The organism is Paracoccus shanxieyensis (assembly GCF_009711265.1).
GTDB classification, from domain to species: Bacteria; Pseudomonadota; Alphaproteobacteria; order Rhodobacterales; family Rhodobacteraceae; genus Paracoccus; species Paracoccus shanxieyensis.
Genome location: NZ_WMII01000006.1, coordinates 183140 through 199358 on the forward strand (window position 1 = coordinate 183140; position 16219 = coordinate 199358).

General features: G+C 66.2%; 17 protein-coding genes. 2 read left to right on the forward strand and 15 right to left on the reverse strand.

The window, feature by feature from the left end; genetic code table 11:
- Positions 1-8: 8 nt before the first annotated feature.
- The 14 genes from GL284_RS08385 to GL284_RS08450 all read right to left on the reverse strand — a co-directional run bounded on the left by GL284_RS08385 (position 9) and on the right by GL284_RS08450 (position 14142).
- A complete protein-coding gene (locus GL284_RS08385) occupies positions 9-539 on the reverse strand; it encodes an SRPBCC family protein (protein WP_155044147.1) in 531 nt (176 codons plus the stop codon).
- The gene (locus GL284_RS08390; protein WP_230382982.1) at positions 536-880 is read right to left on the reverse strand and encodes an ArsR/SmtB family transcription factor; all 345 of its coding nucleotides are present in this window, start codon (positions 878-880) and stop codon (positions 536-538) included. Before GL284_RS08390 ends, GL284_RS08385 begins: the two co-directional genes overlap by 4 nt.
- Before the next feature lie 81 nt (positions 881-961).
- Positions 962-1870, reverse strand: coding sequence for a 2-hydroxyacid dehydrogenase (locus GL284_RS08395; RefSeq protein WP_155044149.1), 909 nt, complete (start codon positions 1868-1870; stop codon positions 962-964).
- Complete coding sequence (locus tag GL284_RS08400) at positions 1870-3243, reverse strand: aminotransferase class III-fold pyridoxal phosphate-dependent enzyme (protein ID WP_155044150.1); 1374 nt, start codon at positions 3241-3243, stop codon at positions 1870-1872. The genes GL284_RS08395 and GL284_RS08400 overlap by 1 nt, the downstream gene beginning before the upstream one ends.
- Before the next feature lie 17 nt (positions 3244-3260).
- The gene (locus GL284_RS08405; RefSeq protein ID WP_155044151.1) at positions 3261-4064 is read right to left on the reverse strand and encodes a GNAT family N-acetyltransferase; all 804 of its coding nucleotides are present in this window, start codon (positions 4062-4064) and stop codon (positions 3261-3263) included.
- A gap of 6 nt (positions 4065-4070) precedes the next feature.
- Entirely contained in the window at positions 4071-5519 is a 1449-nt protein-coding gene (locus GL284_RS08410) for an NAD-dependent succinate-semialdehyde dehydrogenase (RefSeq protein WP_230382984.1), read from the reverse strand.
- A gap of 2 nt (positions 5520-5521) precedes the next feature.
- A complete protein-coding gene (locus GL284_RS08415) occupies positions 5522-6556 on the reverse strand; it encodes a tartrate dehydrogenase (RefSeq protein ID WP_155044153.1) in 1035 nt (344 codons plus the stop codon).
- Positions 6557-6560: 4 nt separating this feature from the next.
- Positions 6561-8207 (reverse strand): GMC family oxidoreductase, encoded by a 1647-nt coding sequence (locus GL284_RS08420; RefSeq protein ID WP_155044154.1) that lies wholly within the window; start codon positions 8205-8207, stop codon positions 6561-6563.
- Positions 8207-8989: an ABC transporter permease gene (locus GL284_RS08425; RefSeq protein WP_155044155.1), complete on the reverse strand. Its 783-nt coding sequence runs from the start codon at positions 8987-8989 to the stop codon at positions 8207-8209. The genes GL284_RS08420 and GL284_RS08425 overlap by 1 nt, the downstream gene beginning before the upstream one ends.
- A gap of 4 nt (positions 8990-8993) precedes the next feature.
- Positions 8994-9854: an ABC transporter permease gene (locus tag GL284_RS08430; protein ID WP_155044156.1), complete on the reverse strand. Its 861-nt coding sequence runs from the start codon at positions 9852-9854 to the stop codon at positions 8994-8996.
- 57 nt (positions 9855-9911) lie between these two features.
- Complete coding sequence (locus GL284_RS08435; protein WP_155044157.1) at positions 9912-10949, reverse strand: ABC transporter substrate-binding protein; 1038 nt, start codon at positions 10947-10949, stop codon at positions 9912-9914.
- 34 nt (positions 10950-10983) lie between these two features.
- On the reverse strand, positions 10984-12282 hold the full coding sequence (locus GL284_RS08440; RefSeq protein ID WP_155044158.1) for an NAD(P)/FAD-dependent oxidoreductase: 1299 nt from the start codon (positions 12280-12282) through the stop codon (positions 10984-10986).
- Positions 12283-13011 (reverse strand): HAD-IA family hydrolase, encoded by a 729-nt coding sequence (locus GL284_RS08445; protein WP_155044159.1) that lies wholly within the window; start codon positions 13009-13011, stop codon positions 12283-12285.
- 42 nt (positions 13012-13053) lie between these two features.
- Positions 13054-14142 carry an ABC transporter ATP-binding protein gene (locus GL284_RS08450; RefSeq protein ID WP_155044160.1) on the reverse strand — a complete coding sequence of 363 codons (1089 nt, stop codon included), beginning with the start codon at positions 14140-14142 and terminating at the stop codon, positions 13054-13056.
- On the opposite strand from GL284_RS08450, the gene GL284_RS08455 reads away from it, so the two are divergent.
- Together GL284_RS08455 and GL284_RS08460 are read left to right on the forward strand one after the other, a co-directional pair.
- Complete coding sequence (locus tag GL284_RS08455) at positions 14141-14344, forward strand: hypothetical protein (protein WP_155044161.1); 204 nt, start codon at positions 14141-14143, stop codon at positions 14342-14344. The genes GL284_RS08450 and GL284_RS08455 overlap by 2 nt on opposite strands.
- Positions 14344-15288, forward strand: a complete 945-nt coding sequence (locus tag GL284_RS08460; protein WP_155044162.1) for a LysR substrate-binding domain-containing protein — start codon at positions 14344-14346, stop codon at positions 15286-15288. The genes GL284_RS08455 and GL284_RS08460 overlap by 1 nt, the downstream gene beginning before the upstream one ends.
- Positions 15289-15290: 2 nt before the next feature.
- Here GL284_RS08460 and GL284_RS08465 read toward each other — a convergent pair whose 3' ends face one another.
- Positions 15291-16190: a LysR family transcriptional regulator gene (locus tag GL284_RS08465; protein ID WP_155044163.1), complete on the reverse strand. Its 900-nt coding sequence runs from the start codon at positions 16188-16190 to the stop codon at positions 15291-15293.
- Between the last annotated feature and the right edge of the window lie 29 nt (positions 16191-16219).

A 16219-nucleotide genomic window follows, 5' to 3' on the forward strand; every position in this document is an offset into this window, starting at 1 on the left:
CCTGTCGCCTAGCTGGCAAGCCTTACGGCATAATCGTCCTGCAGACGGTTCCATGTGATCCAGAAGGACGGGCCCGCCTTGCCGTTCGCTTGCGCGACCAGAATATCCAGATGGGTGTGCCAGCCCGCCGCGACCTGATTGCGCGTCCGGGGATCGCTCAGTCCGCGATGGGTCACGGTCAGCAGCACCCTGTCGCCCTGCGGTTCCAGCAAAAAGGTCACGTCGCCATGGCCCCATGCGATGGTCAGTTCCCGCCCCGGCGTGACGGCGATCACCCGCGATTGCAGACTTTCTTCCTCGGGCCGGTCCGGGCCGCGATGGTCGGGGGCGCGGCACAGATCGTCATTGCGCCAGACCAGCGTAAAGGGCGCGTCGGCAACCAGCGGCATCTGCCCCGAGGCCAGCCATTTGCGGCGCAGGTCTTCCTCGGTCAGATAGCGCCAGATCCGGTCGGCGGGACCGGGCAGCCAGCGCTGGATCACCAGCGTCGCGTCGTCGGTCATCATGCCATATTCGTCGGTGATGTGCCGGGTGTTCATGCCGTATCTCCGTGTTTTGGGGATGTTTCGGATGTGCTGTCTTCGTCGCGCAGCAACTGGTCCAGCCGGTCGAGCGCGCCGGTCCAGAAGCGTTCATATGCACCGATTTCGGCGTAAGCCGCAGCCAGCGGCGCGGCCTGCAAATGGCAGACATGGCTGCGCCAGCGGATTTCGCGCCGCAGCAGACCGGCGCGTTCCAGCATCTTCACATGTTTCGATGCCGCGACCAAAGACATGCCGTGCGGCTGGGCAAGCTGGCCGATCGTGCGTTCGCCCTGTGCAAGGTCGCGCAGCATCTGCCGCCGCGTCGCGTCGCTGAGCGCCTGAAAGATGTCATCCAATGCCGATTCTCGATTAACCATAAGGTTAAATTAGCACGAGTCTCGGGATCATAAAACAAAAAGGTTAAATGAGGCGGTTTGTTAATATCCTTTGCTGCGGTCGATGGCTCCGGGCGGGATCTGCCCCGCCAGACTGGCGCCGACGCCTGCGACGACATGCGCGGCTGCGGCATGATCGTCGGTGCGCGTGGCGATATGGGGGGTCACGATCACCTTCGGGTGCCGCCACAGCGGGGCGTCGGGGGGCAGGGGTTCGGGGTTGGTCACGTCCAGCACCGCGCCCGCCAAATGGCCGCTGTCCAGCGCGGCGATCAGATCCTTGCTGACCAGTTGCGCGCCGCGCCCGGCATGGACCAGCCGCGCGCCTGCGGGCAGGGCTGCGAACAACTCGCGGTTCAGCAGCCCGCGCGTGTCCTGCGTCAGCGGCAGCAGGCAGACGGCGATATCGGTCTGCGCCAGAAAGGCGGGCAGGTCGGTAAAGCACGCCACGCCCTCGATCTGCCGGGCCGAGCGGTTATAGCCCGACAGCGCAAAGCCAAAGGGCCGCAGCGCCTGCAGCGCGGCAAGGCCCAGCTGGCCCAGACCCATCACGCCGACGCGGCGCTGCGCGGCGGGGGTGGCGGGGCGGTCCTGCCACAGGCCCTGCGCCTGCTGGGCCAGATAGCCCGGCAGGTCGCGATGCATGGCCAGCACGGCCATGGTGACATAGCCGCACATCTGCTGGGCGATGCTGGGGTCCAGCATTCGCACGATCTGTACCTGCGGCGGGATCGCCGACAGATCGAACTGATCGACGCCCGCGCCGACGGAAAAGATCACCTCGAGATTGGGATAAAGGCTCAGATCCGGGCAGGTCCATGTCACGATCCAGCGCACCGCCGCCGGATCGGGCGCGTGCTGCACATGGAACGCGACCTGCGGCAGAGCCTTGGCGAAGGCCGCGCGGAACACCTCGCCCCGCGCGGCATCGGACAGAAACAGCAGCGCCATCAGGCCATGGCCGCGCGCACGTCGGGATCGTCCAGCGTCAGGTCCAGCACCTTGCGGGTGCGCGCGACGATGGCGTCGATCTCGGATTCCGAGCAGCACAAGGGCGGGGCATAGCCGATGACGCCCTGGGCAAAGGCGCGCACGACCAGACCGTTCTGCCACGCGCGGTCAAACACTCGGGTCGCGGCGGCGGCTGCGGCGGGCAGCGGGGTCTTCTTGTCCTTGTCCACGACCAGTTCGACCGCGGCCAGCATGCCGCGCCCGCGCACATCGCCCACCAGCGGGTGATCGGCCAGGGATTGCAGCCCGGCCATCAGGCGCTGCCCCATGGCGATGCCATTGTCGAACAGCCCGCCCTCATACAGATCCAGCACCGCCAGACCCACCGCCGCGCTGACCGGATGGGCCGAATAGGTATAGCCGTGCCCGACCGCCGCAGCACCCGCGCCATCCGCGATGGTGTTGAAGACCCCATCCGACAGGAACACCGCGCCCATCGGCACATAGCCCGAGGTCAGCCCCTTGGCCGTGGTCATCATGTCCGGGACGATGCCTTCCTCGATACAGGCAAAGATCGGGCCGGTGCGGCCAAAGCCGGTGATGACCTCATCGGCGACGAACAGGATGCCGTGTTCGCGGCAGACCGCGTGCATGGCCGCGATCCAGCCCTTGGGCGGGACCAGCACGCCGCCCGAGCCCTGGATCGGCTCGACATAGAAGGCCGCGACACGCTCGGGGCCCAGCTCGGCGATCTTGGCGCGCAACTCGGCCACCGAGACGTCGATGATGGCCTGCGGATCGCGGCCCACCGGGTTGCGATAGGCGTAATGCGACGAAATCTTGTGCTGCCAGTCCAAGGGCATCCCGAAGCCCGCATGAAACAGCGGCAATGCGGTCAGGCCGGCGCCGACCGTCGACGACCCGTGATAGCCATTCGCCACCGAGATGAACTGATCGCGCTGCGGCTGGCCCTTGGAGTGCCAGTAATACCGGGCAAAGCGCACCGTGCTGTCCACCGCATCCGAGCCGCCCAGCGTGAAATAGACATGGTTCAGATCGCCCGGCGCATGTTCGGCCAGACGCGCCGCCAGACGCGCGGCGGGTTCCGATCCAAGGCTGAAATAGCCGGTCGCATAGGGCAGGTCGCGCATCTGCTGCGCCGCGGCCTCGACCACCGATTCATAGCCATAGCCCGCATTCACGCACCACAGACCGGCGAAACCGTCCAGCAATTCCTTGCCCTCGGCATCCGTCACGGTGGCGCCGCTGGCCTTGACCAGCATCCGTGCGCCCGAGGCCTCGTGTCCCCGCCATGAGGCGACGGGATGGACCAGATGCGCGCGGTCCAGCTCGATCAGCGAATTGCTTAGCATGTCAGTTCCTTTTTCCCTCAGCCCAAGGCCTGCGCGGCCAGCGCAAACCGGGTGAACGCGCCGGTGGGCCGGGCGTCGTCCGTCTGCATTGCAACCGCGCGGTCGGCCTCGGCAAGCCCGATTTCGGCCAGCCACGGGCCAAGACCCGATTCTTCTGTCGTATCGACGCGAATGAACCCGCCTGTCAGGCCATGTGCCAGAAATGCGATCAGATCCCTGGCGGTGGCCAGGTCCTTGGCCACGACCGGGCCGATCAGCCGCCCGCGTCCGAAATCGCGGATCACGCCATAGCCCTTGCCGGGGCGGATGGCGATCCGGCCCCGCCCCTGCAAGGCCCGCAGCAGGCTGCCGCGATCGGCGGCCAGCGCGTCGCGGTCCATATCGGCGATGCCGGCCATGTCGTCCTGCGTGGCCCAGCGGACCGTCTGAACCGCAGGCAGGTCTGTGACCGTGCCCTGATGCTGACGGATCTGTCCGCAGGCGACAAAGCCCAGCTTTTCGTATAGCGGCTGCCCCGCAGGCGTGGCGACCAGTCGCCACTGGGCGGGATGGATCTGCGCCATGGCGCGTTCCATGATCTGCCTTCCCAGCCCGCGCCCGCGCATGTTCTGGTCGACGATGATCATGTTGACCATGCCGACGCCGCCAAAGGGCGTGACGATGCCGGTGGCGACGATCTGACCCGCATCCAGCGCCACGACGCCCCTGCTGATCGAGACCACCAGCTTCCAATCCTCACGGCGATGCGGCCAGCCCGCCGCCCGAGATAGCCGCACCGCACCCTCCAGATGTCGCAGGTCAAGCGGCTGAAAGATCGTCATCGCCCCTCACAGCCCCATATGGAACGCCTTGACTTCAAGGTATTCGTCGATGCCCTGCCGCGCGCCTTCGCGGCCAAGGCCGGATTGTTTGACGCCGCCAAAGGGCGAGACGGTGGTCGAGATCGCGCCGGTGTTCAGCCCGACCATGCCGAATTCCAGGGCCTCGCCCACGCGCCAGGCGCGGCGGATGTCCTCGGTATAGAAATAGGCGGCAAGGCCGAAGGGGGTGGCGTTGGCAAGGGCTATGGCCTCGTCCTCGGTCTGGAAGCGGAACAGGGGCGCGACGGGGCCGAAGGTTTCCTCGCTGGCCAGCTCCATCTCGGTTGTGGCGCCGGTCAGCACGGTCGGCGCGGCATATTGCCCGGCGGGCGTCGCGGCCTGCGCGGCAATGGTCGCGCCCTTGGCCACGGCATCGGCGATATGGCGGTCGATCTTGTCGATGGCGGCGCGGTTGATCATCGGGCCGATCTCGGTGCCGGGATCGGTGCCGGGGCCGACCTTCATCGCAGACACCCGCGCCGACAGCTTTTCGGCAAAGGCGTCATGCACCCCCGCCTGCACCAGAATCCGGTTCGAGCAGACGCAGGTCTGCCCGCCATTGCGGAATTTCGACGCAATCGCCCCTTCGACCGCGCGATCCAGATCGGCATCGTCAAAGATAATGAAGGGCGCATTGCCGCCCAGTTCCAGCGACAGCCGCTTTACCGTGGGCGCGGATTGCGCCATCAGCAGCGATCCCACCCGGGTCGAGCCGGTGAAGCTGAGTTTTCTGACGACAGGGCTGGCCGTCAGCTCGGCCCCGATGGCGGTGGGCAGGCCGGTGACGATGTTGACAACACCCGCAGGAATGCCCGCGCGTTCGGCCAGTACGCCCAGAGCCAGCGCCGAAAACGGCGTCATTTCCGAGGGTTTGATGACCACGGTGCAGCCCGCCGCCAGCGCAGGCGCGACCTTGCGGGTGATCATCGCATTCGGGAAGTTCCACGGCGTGATGATGGCCGAGACGCCCACGGGTTCCTTCAGCGTCAGGATGCGGCGGTCATTGCCCGGCGCGGGGATCACGCTGCCGTCGATGCGCCGCGCCTCTTCGGCGAACCATGTGATGAAGCTGGCGCCATAGGCGATTTCGCCCTTGGCCTCGGACAGGGGTTTGCCCTGTTCCATGGTCAGGATGCGGGCCAGATCGTCGGCATGGGCCAGCATCAGGTCGTGCCAGCGGTCCAGAAGTGCCGCGCGTTCAGCATGCGGGCGCTTGCGCCAGTCCTGAAAGGCGGCATCGGCGGCGGCGATCGCGGCGCGGGTCTGGGCGGCGGGAATGTCGGGCACGGTGCCGATGACCGCGCCGGTGGCGGGGTTCGTCACCTCCAGCACCGCGCCATCCTGCGCATCGACCCATTCCCCGCCGATCAGCGCCTGCTGGCGCAGCAGATCGGGACTGACAAGCGCGTCCAGCATCCTCATGCCTCCAATGCGGCAAGCACCGCCGCGGTGATTTCATCGGTGGTGTTCTTGCCCGGCACGGTGCCGATGCCCTGCGCGGTCGTGGCCTCCAGTGCGGCCATGATGCGGGCGGCGGTCGCGGCTTCGCCCAGATGGTCCAGCATCATCACCAGCGACCAGATCGCGGCGATGGGATTGGCGACGCCCAGATGTGCGATATCGGGGGCCGAGCCGTGGACGGGCTCGAACATCGACGGGCCCTTGCGGGTCGGGTCGATATTGGCCGAGGCCGCAAAGCCCAGACCCCCCTGAATGGCTGCGCCCAGATCGGTCAGGATGTCGCCAAACAGGTTCGAGGCCACGACCACATCCAGTGTTTCCGGCGCCATGACCATGCGGGCGGCGATGGCATCGACGTGGTAATGGCTGACCTCTACCTCGGGGAATTCGGCGGACAGCTCGCGCGTCACCTCGTCCCAGAACACCATCGAGTATTTCTGCGCATTGGATTTGGTGACCGAGGCCAGCTTCCTGCGCCGCGTCATCGCCTGTTCAAAGCCGAAGCGCAGGATGCGTTCGACACCCGCGCGGGTAAAGATGGCGGTTTCCACCGCGACCTCATCCGCCGTGCCCTGATGCACGCGCCCGCCCGCGCCGGAATATTCGCCCTCGGTATTCTCGCGGATGCACAGGATGTCGAAGTCTTCCTTGCGCAAGGGGCCGACGACCCCCGGCAGCAGGCGATGCGGGCGGATATTGGCATATTGCACGAAGGCCTTGCGGATCGGCAGCAACAGCCCGTGCAAGGACACGCTGTCGGGCACCTTGGCAGGCCAGCCGACCGCGCCCAGAAAGATCGCGTCAAAGCCGCGCAGGGTTTCGATCCCGTCTTCGGGCATCATGCGCCCGGTCTCCAGATAGGTCTGGCAGGACCATGGAAAACTGACGGTCTCCAGCAGGCCGGGCGCAGCTTTCGCCGCAACCGCCATCGCGGCATCGGTCACGGGAACGCCAATCCCGTCGCCGGGAATCAAAGCAATGCGATGGGGCATGGGATTATCCTTTCTGGGCCTTCAGCAGGTCGGCGATGCGCTCGGCCAGCATGATCGTGGGAATGTTCGTATTGGCGCATGGGATCGACGGCATCAACGAGGCATCTACGACATAGAGCCCGGCAATGCCATGCACCGCGCCATCGCGGCCGGTGACGGCGGCGGGATCGCCCGCGCGCCCCATGCGGCAGGTGCCCGACGCGTGCCATGTGCCGCCGACATTGGCGCGCACGAACGCCCCCAGCGTGGCGTCATCGGCCAGCAATCCGCGCAGCGTCACGCCCTGCGTCACCAGCCCGTGGATCAGCGCGGCGCGCATGGGGCCCGCCGCGTCCAGCAGGGCCGACAACGCGCCGCGCTGCAGGGCGTTCCAGCGCCCCGGCCCCGCCACACGCGCCACGCGCGGCGTGTAGCTGGTGGGAAAGACCGTGGCGTGACCGGCCAGCGCCTGCGCGCCCATGCGGATGGCATCCTTCAGCCGTTGCAGGTCGCGCGGGTCCGACAGCATGTTGAAATCGGCCTGCGGCGCGGCCAGCGGATCGGGCGATGCCAGCCGCACCTGCCCGCGCGAAAACGACTTGTTGACCCAGAAGAAGATCGAGCCGATGCGCTTGCCCACCGAATGCCAGCCCGAGCGCGACAGGATCGCGCCATGCATGTCGCCCGTGCCCGCCAGCCCCGAACTGTAGCGCCAGACGCCCTGTTCGTGATGTTCGGCCGGGTCGCGGATGCGCAGGGCCGGGGGCAGCCACGCGCCAAGCGCGATCGACGGATGTTCCATCAGGTTCCGGCCCACCGGCAGATCGGCCAGCGGGGCGATGTCCATGGCCTGCAACTCGGCTGCCGGGCCGATGCCCGCGCGCAGCAGCATGGCCGGGCTGTGGACCGCGCCCATCGACAGGATGGTGCGAGCGGCGGTGATGCGGCTGGTCCCCTGCGGCCCGGCGATCCGGGCGCCTGTCACGCGGCGGTCCTCGGTCAGCAGGTCCAGGGCCTGATGGTCGCACAGGATGTGCAGGTTCGGTCGCGCCCGCACCTGCGGCGTCAGCCAGACCAGCGATGTCGGCTGGCGCGTGCCCTGATCCGATTGCCCGACCGCGCCGCGAAAGACGCCATCCTGCCAAGGGCCGTTCTGATCGGGGCGGATGGGATGGCCTTGCGCCTGAAGCGCCTGCATCACCGCCGCCACGAAAGGCTGCAGCGCCGCGTCATCGGGGCGGCGGATCTTCAGCGGGCCGCTGTCGCCATGCAGATCGCCGCTGAAATCGCGGTCGGTTTCCAGCTTGCGGAAATAGGGCAGGACGCTGGCCCAATCCCACCCTTCGGCCCCCAGCGCGGCCCATTCGTCGTAATCGGCAGGCGCGCCGCGGTTCGACATCAGCGCATTGATGGCCGAGCCGCCGCCAAGGATGCGCGCCTGTTCATACCGCCGTGCGGCCCCGCCATAGCGCGCCGACAGCCCCTGCCACAGATTGCGCGGATCCAGATAGGCGCGCCCCGGATACCGCGCCGAGATGGTCGCGGGCGTCTCGGGCAGCAGATCGCGCCCGGCCTCGACCAGCGTGACGTTCAGGCGCGCGTCCTCGGACAGGCGCGCGGCCAGAACGCAGCCCGCCGAGCCGCCGCCAAGGATCAAGATATCGGTCTGCATCAGCGCGACTTGCGGGCGTTCAGTGCCATCAGGATCACCATCAGGAAGGAAATCGCCGTCAGCATGGTCGAGATCGCCGCGATGGTCGGGTCGATCTCATCGCGCAGCGCGGTGAACATGCGCTTGGTCAGGGTCTGGTTGTCGCCGCCCGAAATGAAGATCGCCACCACCGTCTCATCCAGCGCCGAGATGAAGGCGAACAGCGTCCCCGTGATGACCGAGGGCCGGATCTGCGGCAGCACCACCGTGAAGAAGGCCCGCCAGCGGTTCATGCCCAGACTGCGCGCCACCATTTCCTGCGTCGGGTCGAACTTGCGCAGACCCACCAGCACCGAGGTGATGACATAGGGCATCCCCAGCATGACATTGGCCAGGATCAGCCCGGTCAGCGTCGCGATCAGCCCGACCTGCGCATAGACCAGAAACACCCCGACCGCGATGATGACGATGGGCACGACCAGCGGCAGCAGCAGCACGATCTGCAGATTGCGGACCCAGCGCGACTGGCTCATGTTCAGGGCATAGGCGGCGGCCGTGCCGATGACCGTGGCGATCAGCGAACTGCTGACTGCGATGATCAGGCTCGTGCGGGTCGCGGCCATCCAGCCCGGATTGCCCAGATAGCTTTCATACCAGCGCAGCGACCAGCCGGGCGGCGGGAAGGCCAGAAACCGCGCGCTGGAAAACGACATCGGCACGATGATCAGCACCGGAATGATCAGCCACAGCAGCGCAATGATGACAAAGACGCGCAGCGCAACGGTTGCGGGGGTCAGTTGCATGGCGCTACCTCGTGCCCATGATGCGTTCAAAGGGGATGATCATGCTGGCCAGCCGGAAGATCGCAAAGACCAGCGCCATCAGCACGACCGAGATCGACGAGGCCGCCCCCCATTCGTTGTAGATCTCGATATTGCGCGACACCAGCATCGACACAAGGAAGGTGCGCCCGCCGCCCAGAAGCTCGGGCGTGATGTAAAAGCCCAGCGTCAGCACGAAGACCAGCACCGACCCGGCAATGACGCCCGGCATCGACAGCGGCAGAAAGACGCTGCGAAACACCAGGCCGCCGCCGCCGCCAAGGCTGGCGCCCGCCATCTCAAGCTCGGACGGGATCTTCTTCATCGTGGCGTAAAGCGGCAGCACCATGAAGGGCAGCAGGATATGCAGCGTGGCGATGACCGTGCCGAATTCGTTGTTCACAAGGATCAGCGGCTGGTCGATGATCCCGGCCTTGGTCAGCGCGGTGTTCACGATGCCGCGCCGTTGCAGCAGGATCAGCCACGCATAGGCCCGCACCAGAACGCTGGTCCAGAATGGCAGCAGCACCATGCCAAGGATGATCGGCGGCCAGATGCCCTGCGATTTCGCCGCGACATAGGCGATGGGATAGCCGATCACGATGCTGGCGATGGTCACCAGAAAGGCGATGCGGAAGGTCTGCAGAAACGACGACAGATAGACCCCGTCCGTCAGGAAGCGCGCGTAATGCGTCAGCGTGAACCCGTCCGGTCCGCGAAAGGATTGCCACGCCATCCAGATCAGCGGCGTGATCAAGAGCAGGCCGACGACGATCAGCGCCGGGGCCAGCAGGGCAAGGATCATCCGGCGTTCCCGGCGCTCCTCGGGGGTTGTGGTGTCGGTCATGGTCGTCCGTTCCGGCCTTGGGGCTGCGGGGCGGCGCGGACGCCGCCCCTGATCGCGTTACTGCTGGACGAAGGCGGCCCAGCGTTCCAGCGCCTTGTCACCTTCGGCGCTGCTCCACCACGCGGCCGAGTTCAGCACCTGATTGGCGGCGTTCTCGGGCGAGTTCGGCATTTCGGCGGCGCGCTCGGCGCTGATCTTGCCGGTGTCATAAGCGGCCGGGTTGCCCGGGCCATAATCGATATATTCCGGGAAATTGGCCTGAATTTCGGGGGCCATGGCGGCGTTGATGAACTTCATCGCCGTCGCCCCGTTCGGCGCGCCCTTCAGCACACACAGCGAGGTATATTGCAGGATGCCCTGATTATAGGTGAAATCGACCGGCGCGCCTTCGGCCTTGATCGCCGAAACGCGGCCATTCCATGCCATCGTCATGTCCACCTCGCCATCGGCCAGCAACTGCGCCGATTGCGCGCCCGAGGTCCACCAGACGCTGATATAGGGCTTGATCTCTTCAAGCTTCTTGAAGGCGCGGTCCACATCCATCGGATACATGTCCTTGGGATCGACGCCATCGGCCATCAGCGCGGCCTCAAGCGTGGCCAGCGGGTGATTGCGCAGGGCGCGGGTGCCGGGGAATTTCTTCACATCCCAGAAATCGGCCCAGGTCTTGGGCGGGTTGTCGCCATAGGCATCGGCATTATAGGCCAGCACGCTGGAATAGAATTCATAGGCCACCGACCACTGGTCGCGCAGCTCTTCGGGCATGGCAGCGACATTGGGCATGTTGGCCATGTCCAGAGGCTCGATCATGCCCTGTTCGCCGCCACGGATGCAGTCCTTGGTGGGGGTGTCGATCACGTCCCAGATCGGTTTGCCGGTGGCGGTCTGGGTGCGCAGGACGGGCCACGCATCGGGGCTGCTGTCCTGTTTGATGGTGATGCCGGTCGCCTCGGTCACGGGATCAAGGATCGCCTTGGTCTGGGCTTCCTGATAGGCGCCGCCCTGAGACACGAAGGTGATTTCCTCGGCCAGGACCGGCCCGGCAAGGCACAGCGCCAGCGCGGTCAGGGTGGTCGTCTTGAATGCGGTATTCATGGTCTTACCTTCCCGTTATGTTTGTTTTGGTTGATTATTTTCCAACAGCGTCAAGGAACTGATACCAGCCCGCGACCAGCCGCACGCCGATTTCGCGCACCGGATAAAGCGGCACGGGGGGCAGGGGCAGCCGGCCCATCAGCCCGGCATCGGGCGTCTGGCCCAGCACCAGATCTGCGACATGCGGGCCGATCCAGTTCGACAGCGCGACGCCCGTGCCGTTATAGCCCATGGCATAGGTTATGCGGTCGTCCAGCCGTCCCAGATGCGGCAGGCTGTCCATGGTCATGGCGACAAGCCCGGACCAGCGATGCGTGATCTGCAGGCCCTGCAATTCCGGAAACTGGCTCCGCATCGCGCGTTCCAGCGCGGCGAAGGCCGCCGGGCTGTCATCCTTGCCAAAGGCGCCGCGCCCGCCATACAGCAGCCGGTCGCCCGATTTGCGAAACCAGCGCATCATGCGCCGTGTCTCGGTATAGCTGCGGCCCTGCGACAGCAGCGCCTGCCCCGGCGTGCCGGTCAGCGGCTGCGTCGCGATCATGGCCGAGCGGAACGGCACCACCCGACGTTCGACCGGACGGGTGGCGGGGGTCAGGCTGGCATAGGCATCGGTCGCCATCACCACCTGCCCTGCGCGCACGATGCCGCCGGGCGTGTGCAGATGCAGGCCGTCCTGCACGCGCCGGATCGCGGTGACGGGGCTGGTATCGTGCAGACGGATGCCCCGCGCCCGCATCCCGGCCACCAGACCGCGATGCAGTTTCAGCGGATGGACCACGCCGCCATGCAGGTTCAGCATGCCGCCGCAGAAATCGCGCGATCCGGTTTCCTCGGCCATCTGATCCGGGCCGATCATCGACACCGCATCATCGCCCAGCGTGCCGCGCAGCCAGTCGCATTCCGCGCGCAGCGCCTCCAGCGCCTCGGGCCGGTGGGCACAGCGCAGCGAGCCCGAGCCGCGATAATCCGCGTCGATGCCGAAATCCTCCAGCAGCGCGCCGATATTCTGCGCCGCCTCGACGCCGATATCATGCATCCGCCGGGCGGTGTCGATGTCCCAGCGCCGCGCCATCTCGGCAAAGGTCAGGCGGAACTTGCCCGAGATCACCCCGCCATTGCGCCCCGATGCCCCCCAGCCCAGCCGGTTGGCCTCCAGCACGACCACATCCACCCCGCGCGCGGCCAGCGCCCGCGCGGTGGACAGGCCGGTATAGCCGCCGCCGACAATGGCGACATCCGCCTGCACATCGCCCGGCACGGGATGCGGCGCGGGTGCAGCAGGCGCGGTGTCGCGCCACAGGCTGTCGATATCGGGCAGCGGGGGCAGGGTCATTTACGCCGCAGCCCCCAGACGCTGGGCCGCCAGTTCCGCATCCACTGCGTCGGCCAGTTCCTTCAGCGTGGTGAAATGGTAATCCGGCGTCGTCACCACCTTCGGGATGGGCGAGGCGCCAAAGCCTTCCTGGCCCGCGCGGCGCTGGATCCAGCAGGTTGTATAGCCCAGTTCGCGCGCCACGCCGATATCGTGATGCTGGCTTTGCGCGACATGCAGGATTTCCGACTGCTTGAAGCCAAAGGCCGATTGCCGCCCCTTGTTGAAGGCAAAGAATTCCGGCGCGGGCTTGGCATAACCCGTCTCATCGCAGGTCACGGCGTCGTGGAACGGGCGGCCCAGCGTATGTTCATAGGCGGTAAAGGCGGTGCGATCGGCATTGGTCATGGCGACAAGGCGGAAGTTCTTGCGCAGCCGGGCCAGCGCATCCACCGAATCCGCAAAGGCGGGCCAGCGCAGCACCGACAACTGGAACGCGTTGGCCACGGCCTCGGAACTGTCGAAGCCGGTTTCTTCGGCGATGGACAGATAGACATCGCGGAAGGCAAAGGACGACCGGCCATAGAACTTGTCGCGCCCGCGCAGATAGGGTTCAAAGATCTGGTAATCGCTGGCGGCGGCCGCCTTCGGCCCGCCCAATTCGCGGATGGCGTTCAGCACGCCGGTTTCAAAGTCGATCAGCGTGCCGACCACGTCAAAGGTCATCACCTTGAAATCGGTGAGTTTCATGTTGCCGTTCCTTCATCAGATTTGGGCGTTTCAGTGGGGATTTCAGGCCGCCTTCGGCACGACGATCGTGTCCTGCGGATGCAGCGCAAGGGTGACCGACTGGCCGCGTTCGGGCATCATCTGCCAGCCGGAATGGTTCGAGGGCAGGCGCAGGCTGACCGATTGGCCGCCCTCCAGCGTGACGAAGATCCGCACGCTTTCGCCCTGATACAGGCAGCTTTCCACACGCCCCGGCAGCAGATTGGCCTCGGGTGCGGTCTGCGCATCGGCAAAAGCCAGCTTTTCGGAATGCACGGTCAGGAAAAGCTGATCGCCTGCGGGCAGCGGATGGGCCGAATGCAGCGCCCGCCCGCCCAAGGACAGCCCCGCACCGTCGCGGGTGACGGGCAGCAGCATCGCCTCGCCGATGAAGCTGGCGACGAAGCTGTCGCAGGGGCGGTCATGCAGATCGCGGGGGCTGTCCACCTGAACCAGACGGCCGTTTTTCATCACGGCGATGCGGTCGGACATGGTCAGCGCCTCGCGCTGGTCATGGGTGACATAGATGATCGTCGCGCCCAGCTTGGCATGCAGCTGTTTCAGTTCCAGCTGCATGGTTTCGCGCAATTGCTTGTCCAGCGCGGACAGCGGTTCGTCCATCAGGATCAGCCGCGGCTCGAAGATCATCGCGCGGGCCAATGCGACCCGCTGGCGCTGCCCGCCCGACAGCGCCGAGATGGCGCGGTCGGCATAGCCCGACAGTTCCACCATCTCCAGCGCGGCCTGCAGCTTGGCGAGCCACTGATCCTTGGGCATCCGGCGGGCGCGCAGCGGAAAGGTGATGTTTTCGCCGACCGTCATATGCGGAAACAGCGCGTAGTTCTGAAAGACGATGCCGATGTCGCGCTTGTGCGGCGGCATATGGGTGATGTCGGTGTCGCCCAGATGGATGCTGCCCGAGGTGGGTTGCACGAACCCGCCCAGCAGCCCCAGCAGCGTGGTCTTGCCCGAACCCGAGGGCCCAAGGATCGACAGGAATTCACCCGGCGCGACATCAAGGCTGACATCGTTCAACGCGGCGAATGTGCCATAGCGCTTGACGGCATTGCTGATCTTGACGCCGACTTTCTGCGGCCGCAGGGACGCGGGCATGGGTTACCTCTCTGGCGGTCAGGGCAGCGGCATCCTTGCGCAAAAATGTAAAGACATCCTGCGGCAGCGTGATGTGCCTTGGCTGATCGCGTGTTTTTCCTGTTGGTCAATTCCGGCATTCTTTGCCTGTTGTTTGCAGCGTGTCGAAAAAATGACGGGCGGGCAATTGAAAAAAAATCGAGATGATTGTTACATCATGTAATGAGACCGCTGCGCCGCCAGATCCCGTCGATGAACGCCCTGTTCGCCTTCGAGGCGGCGGGACGGCTGGGCAATCTGTCGCGCGCCTCGGAAGAGCTGAACGTGACGCCCGCCGCCGTCAGCCGCATGATGCGCCGGCTTGAGGATCATCTGGGCACGGCGCTGTTCCGGCGCAGCGGCGCGGGCGTGGTTCTCAGCGAGGATGGCCGGTTGCTGCATGACGCGACCAGCCGCGCCATCACCCAGATCGAGTCCGCCGTGGCCGAGATCGAGGATCGCAGCAAGGGCGTCGATACGGTGACGATCTCGGTCTCGACCGCGTTCACGACGCATTGGCTGATGCCGCGCATGGCCCGGTTCAAGGCGGATTTTCCCAGCGTGGATCTGCGCTTTCAACTGGTCATGGGACCGCTGAGCGGTCCTGTCGATGACGTGGATTTCGGCATGCGCTTCCTGCGCGCCAGCGAAACGCGCGAGGGGGTGTTTTCCATCATGCCCGAGGTGCTGATCCCGATTTCCAGCCCGTCCTATGGCGCCTCGCGCAGCGACGGCGCCGAGGGCGAGACGCTGATCAAACTGTCCGAGGGCGAGCCGCATGCCCCGCAGAACCTGCTTGCGGGGCATGATCTGGCGGGGGCCAACCCGTTGATCTTTGCCGATTATGCCATCGTCGTGCAGGCGGCGCTGCTGGGGCAGGGCATCGCATGGGGCTGGTTGTCGGTGGTGGGACACTGGATCCGTCATGGCGATCTGGTGCCTGCGCGCCCGCGCTGCCAGCTGACCTCGCGGCAATGCTGTTTCGTGCAGTCCTCGGGCAGGACGCCGCGTCCGGTGGCCGGTCAGGTCCGCGACTGGATCATCGCCGAATTGCAGAACGACTACCGCGAGGTCAGCCGGATGTTTCCCGAATTGGGCATCCCGCCCCTGCTGGGGCCGGAGGGGTAACGTTAGGGCTGCAACTCGGCCACGAAAGCGCGGGCGATATGCGATTGTGCCCGCCGCGCAGGCTCCATCAGATAGGTCGAGCGCCACAGATCCAGATCCGCCAGCGCCACGAAGCGGATGCGCGGGTCGCCAAACAGGTTCACCGCGTTTTCCGGCAGAAGCCCCACCCCCAGCCCGGCCCGGATCATCGCAAGCTGGGCGATGGTGGAATCCGCCAGCAGCGGACCGGCGATCAGATCGTGCGGCACCTTGCCCGAAAGCTCCAGCAATTGGCGGGTGCCGGTGCTGTCGTTCAGCGCAATGATCTGCGCGGGGTCGATCTGGTCCAGCCGCACCTGACCCGCCGCCGCCAGCGGGTGATCCGCGTTGCAGGCAAGGCCAAAGCGGTCCCGCGTCAGCAGAGTGTGTCGGATATCCGGGCTTTGGCGCGCGCGGCCGGCGATGGCCAGATCCAGCGCGCCGTCCACGACCATGCGGGCCAGGGGCTCGGCAATGTCGTCATGCAGGCGGCAGCGGATGCCGGGATGGCGGGCGCGGAAACGGGCCAGCGCCGGTCCGACCAGCCCGCCGATGGCCGAGGGCGCGGCGCCCACCGCCAGCGTGCCGGTTTCAAGCCCCGCCCCGGCGCGCGCGCGACCGATGGCCAGACGAAACCCCTCCAGCAGGGGCGCGGTGTCGTGCAGGAAGTCCAGCCCCAGCGGCGTGGGCGCGGGCGGGCGCTGGCTGCGATCAAAGATCGGCGCGCCGATGACCTCTTCGATCTGGCGGATCGTCTCGCTAAGTGCCGAGGGCACCACGCCAAGTTCTGTCGCGGCGCGCGCAAACGTCCCCAGCCGCCAGATCGCATGCGCGGCATGGACATGGCGCAGATTGACGTTCAGATTTTCAGAACCGATCCGCATTTGGTTTCATTTTATGAAATCAGGCCCCG

Bases quoted from the DNA above. Each gene is read 5' to 3' on its own strand.
- GL284_RS08435 (WP_155044157.1), bottom strand. From the start codon at position 10,949: ATGAATACCGCATTCAAGACGACCACCCTGACCGCGCTGGCGCTGTGC.
- GL284_RS08400 (WP_155044150.1), bottom strand. From the start codon at position 3,243: ATGCTAAGCAATTCGCTGATCGAGCTGGACCGCGCGCATCTGGTCCAT.
- GL284_RS08415 (WP_155044153.1), bottom strand. From the start codon at position 6,556: ATGCCCCATCGCATTGCTTTGATTCCCGGCGACGGGATTGGCGTTCCC.
- GL284_RS08455 (WP_155044161.1), top strand. From the start codon at position 14,141: ATGGGTTACCTCTCTGGCGGTCAGGGCAGCGGCATCCTTGCGCAAAAA.
- GL284_RS08450 (WP_155044160.1), bottom strand. From the start codon at position 14,142: ATGCCCGCGTCCCTGCGGCCGCAGAAAGTCGGCGTCAAGATCAGCAAT.
- GL284_RS08425 (WP_155044155.1), bottom strand. From the start codon at position 8,989: ATGCAACTGACCCCCGCAACCGTTGCGCTGCGCGTCTTTGTCATCATT.
- GL284_RS08440 (WP_155044158.1), bottom strand. From the start codon at position 12,282: ATGACCCTGCCCCCGCTGCCCGATATCGACAGCCTGTGGCGCGACACC.
- GL284_RS08385 (WP_155044147.1), bottom strand. From the start codon at position 539: ATGAACACCCGGCACATCACCGACGAATATGGCATGATGACCGACGAC.
- GL284_RS08410 (WP_230382984.1), bottom strand. From the start codon at position 5,519: ATGCTGGACGCGCTTGTCAGTCCCGATCTGCTGCGCCAGCAGGCGCTG.
- GL284_RS08445 (WP_155044159.1), bottom strand. From the start codon at position 13,011: ATGAAACTCACCGATTTCAAGGTGATGACCTTTGACGTGGTCGGCACG.
- GL284_RS08430 (WP_155044156.1), bottom strand. From the start codon at position 9,854: ATGACCGACACCACAACCCCCGAGGAGCGCCGGGAACGCCGGATGATC.
- GL284_RS08420 (WP_155044154.1), bottom strand. From the start codon at position 8,207: ATGCAGACCGATATCTTGATCCTTGGCGGCGGCTCGGCGGGCTGCGTT.
- GL284_RS08405 (WP_155044151.1), bottom strand. From the start codon at position 4,064: ATGACGATCTTTCAGCCGCTTGACCTGCGACATCTGGAGGGTGCGGTG.
- GL284_RS08460 (WP_155044162.1), top strand. From the start codon at position 14,344: ATGAGACCGCTGCGCCGCCAGATCCCGTCGATGAACGCCCTGTTCGCC.
- GL284_RS08395 (WP_155044149.1), bottom strand. From the start codon at position 1,870: ATGGCGCTGCTGTTTCTGTCCGATGCCGCGCGGGGCGAGGTGTTCCGC.
- GL284_RS08465 (WP_155044163.1), bottom strand. From the start codon at position 16,190: ATGCGGATCGGTTCTGAAAATCTGAACGTCAATCTGCGCCATGTCCAT.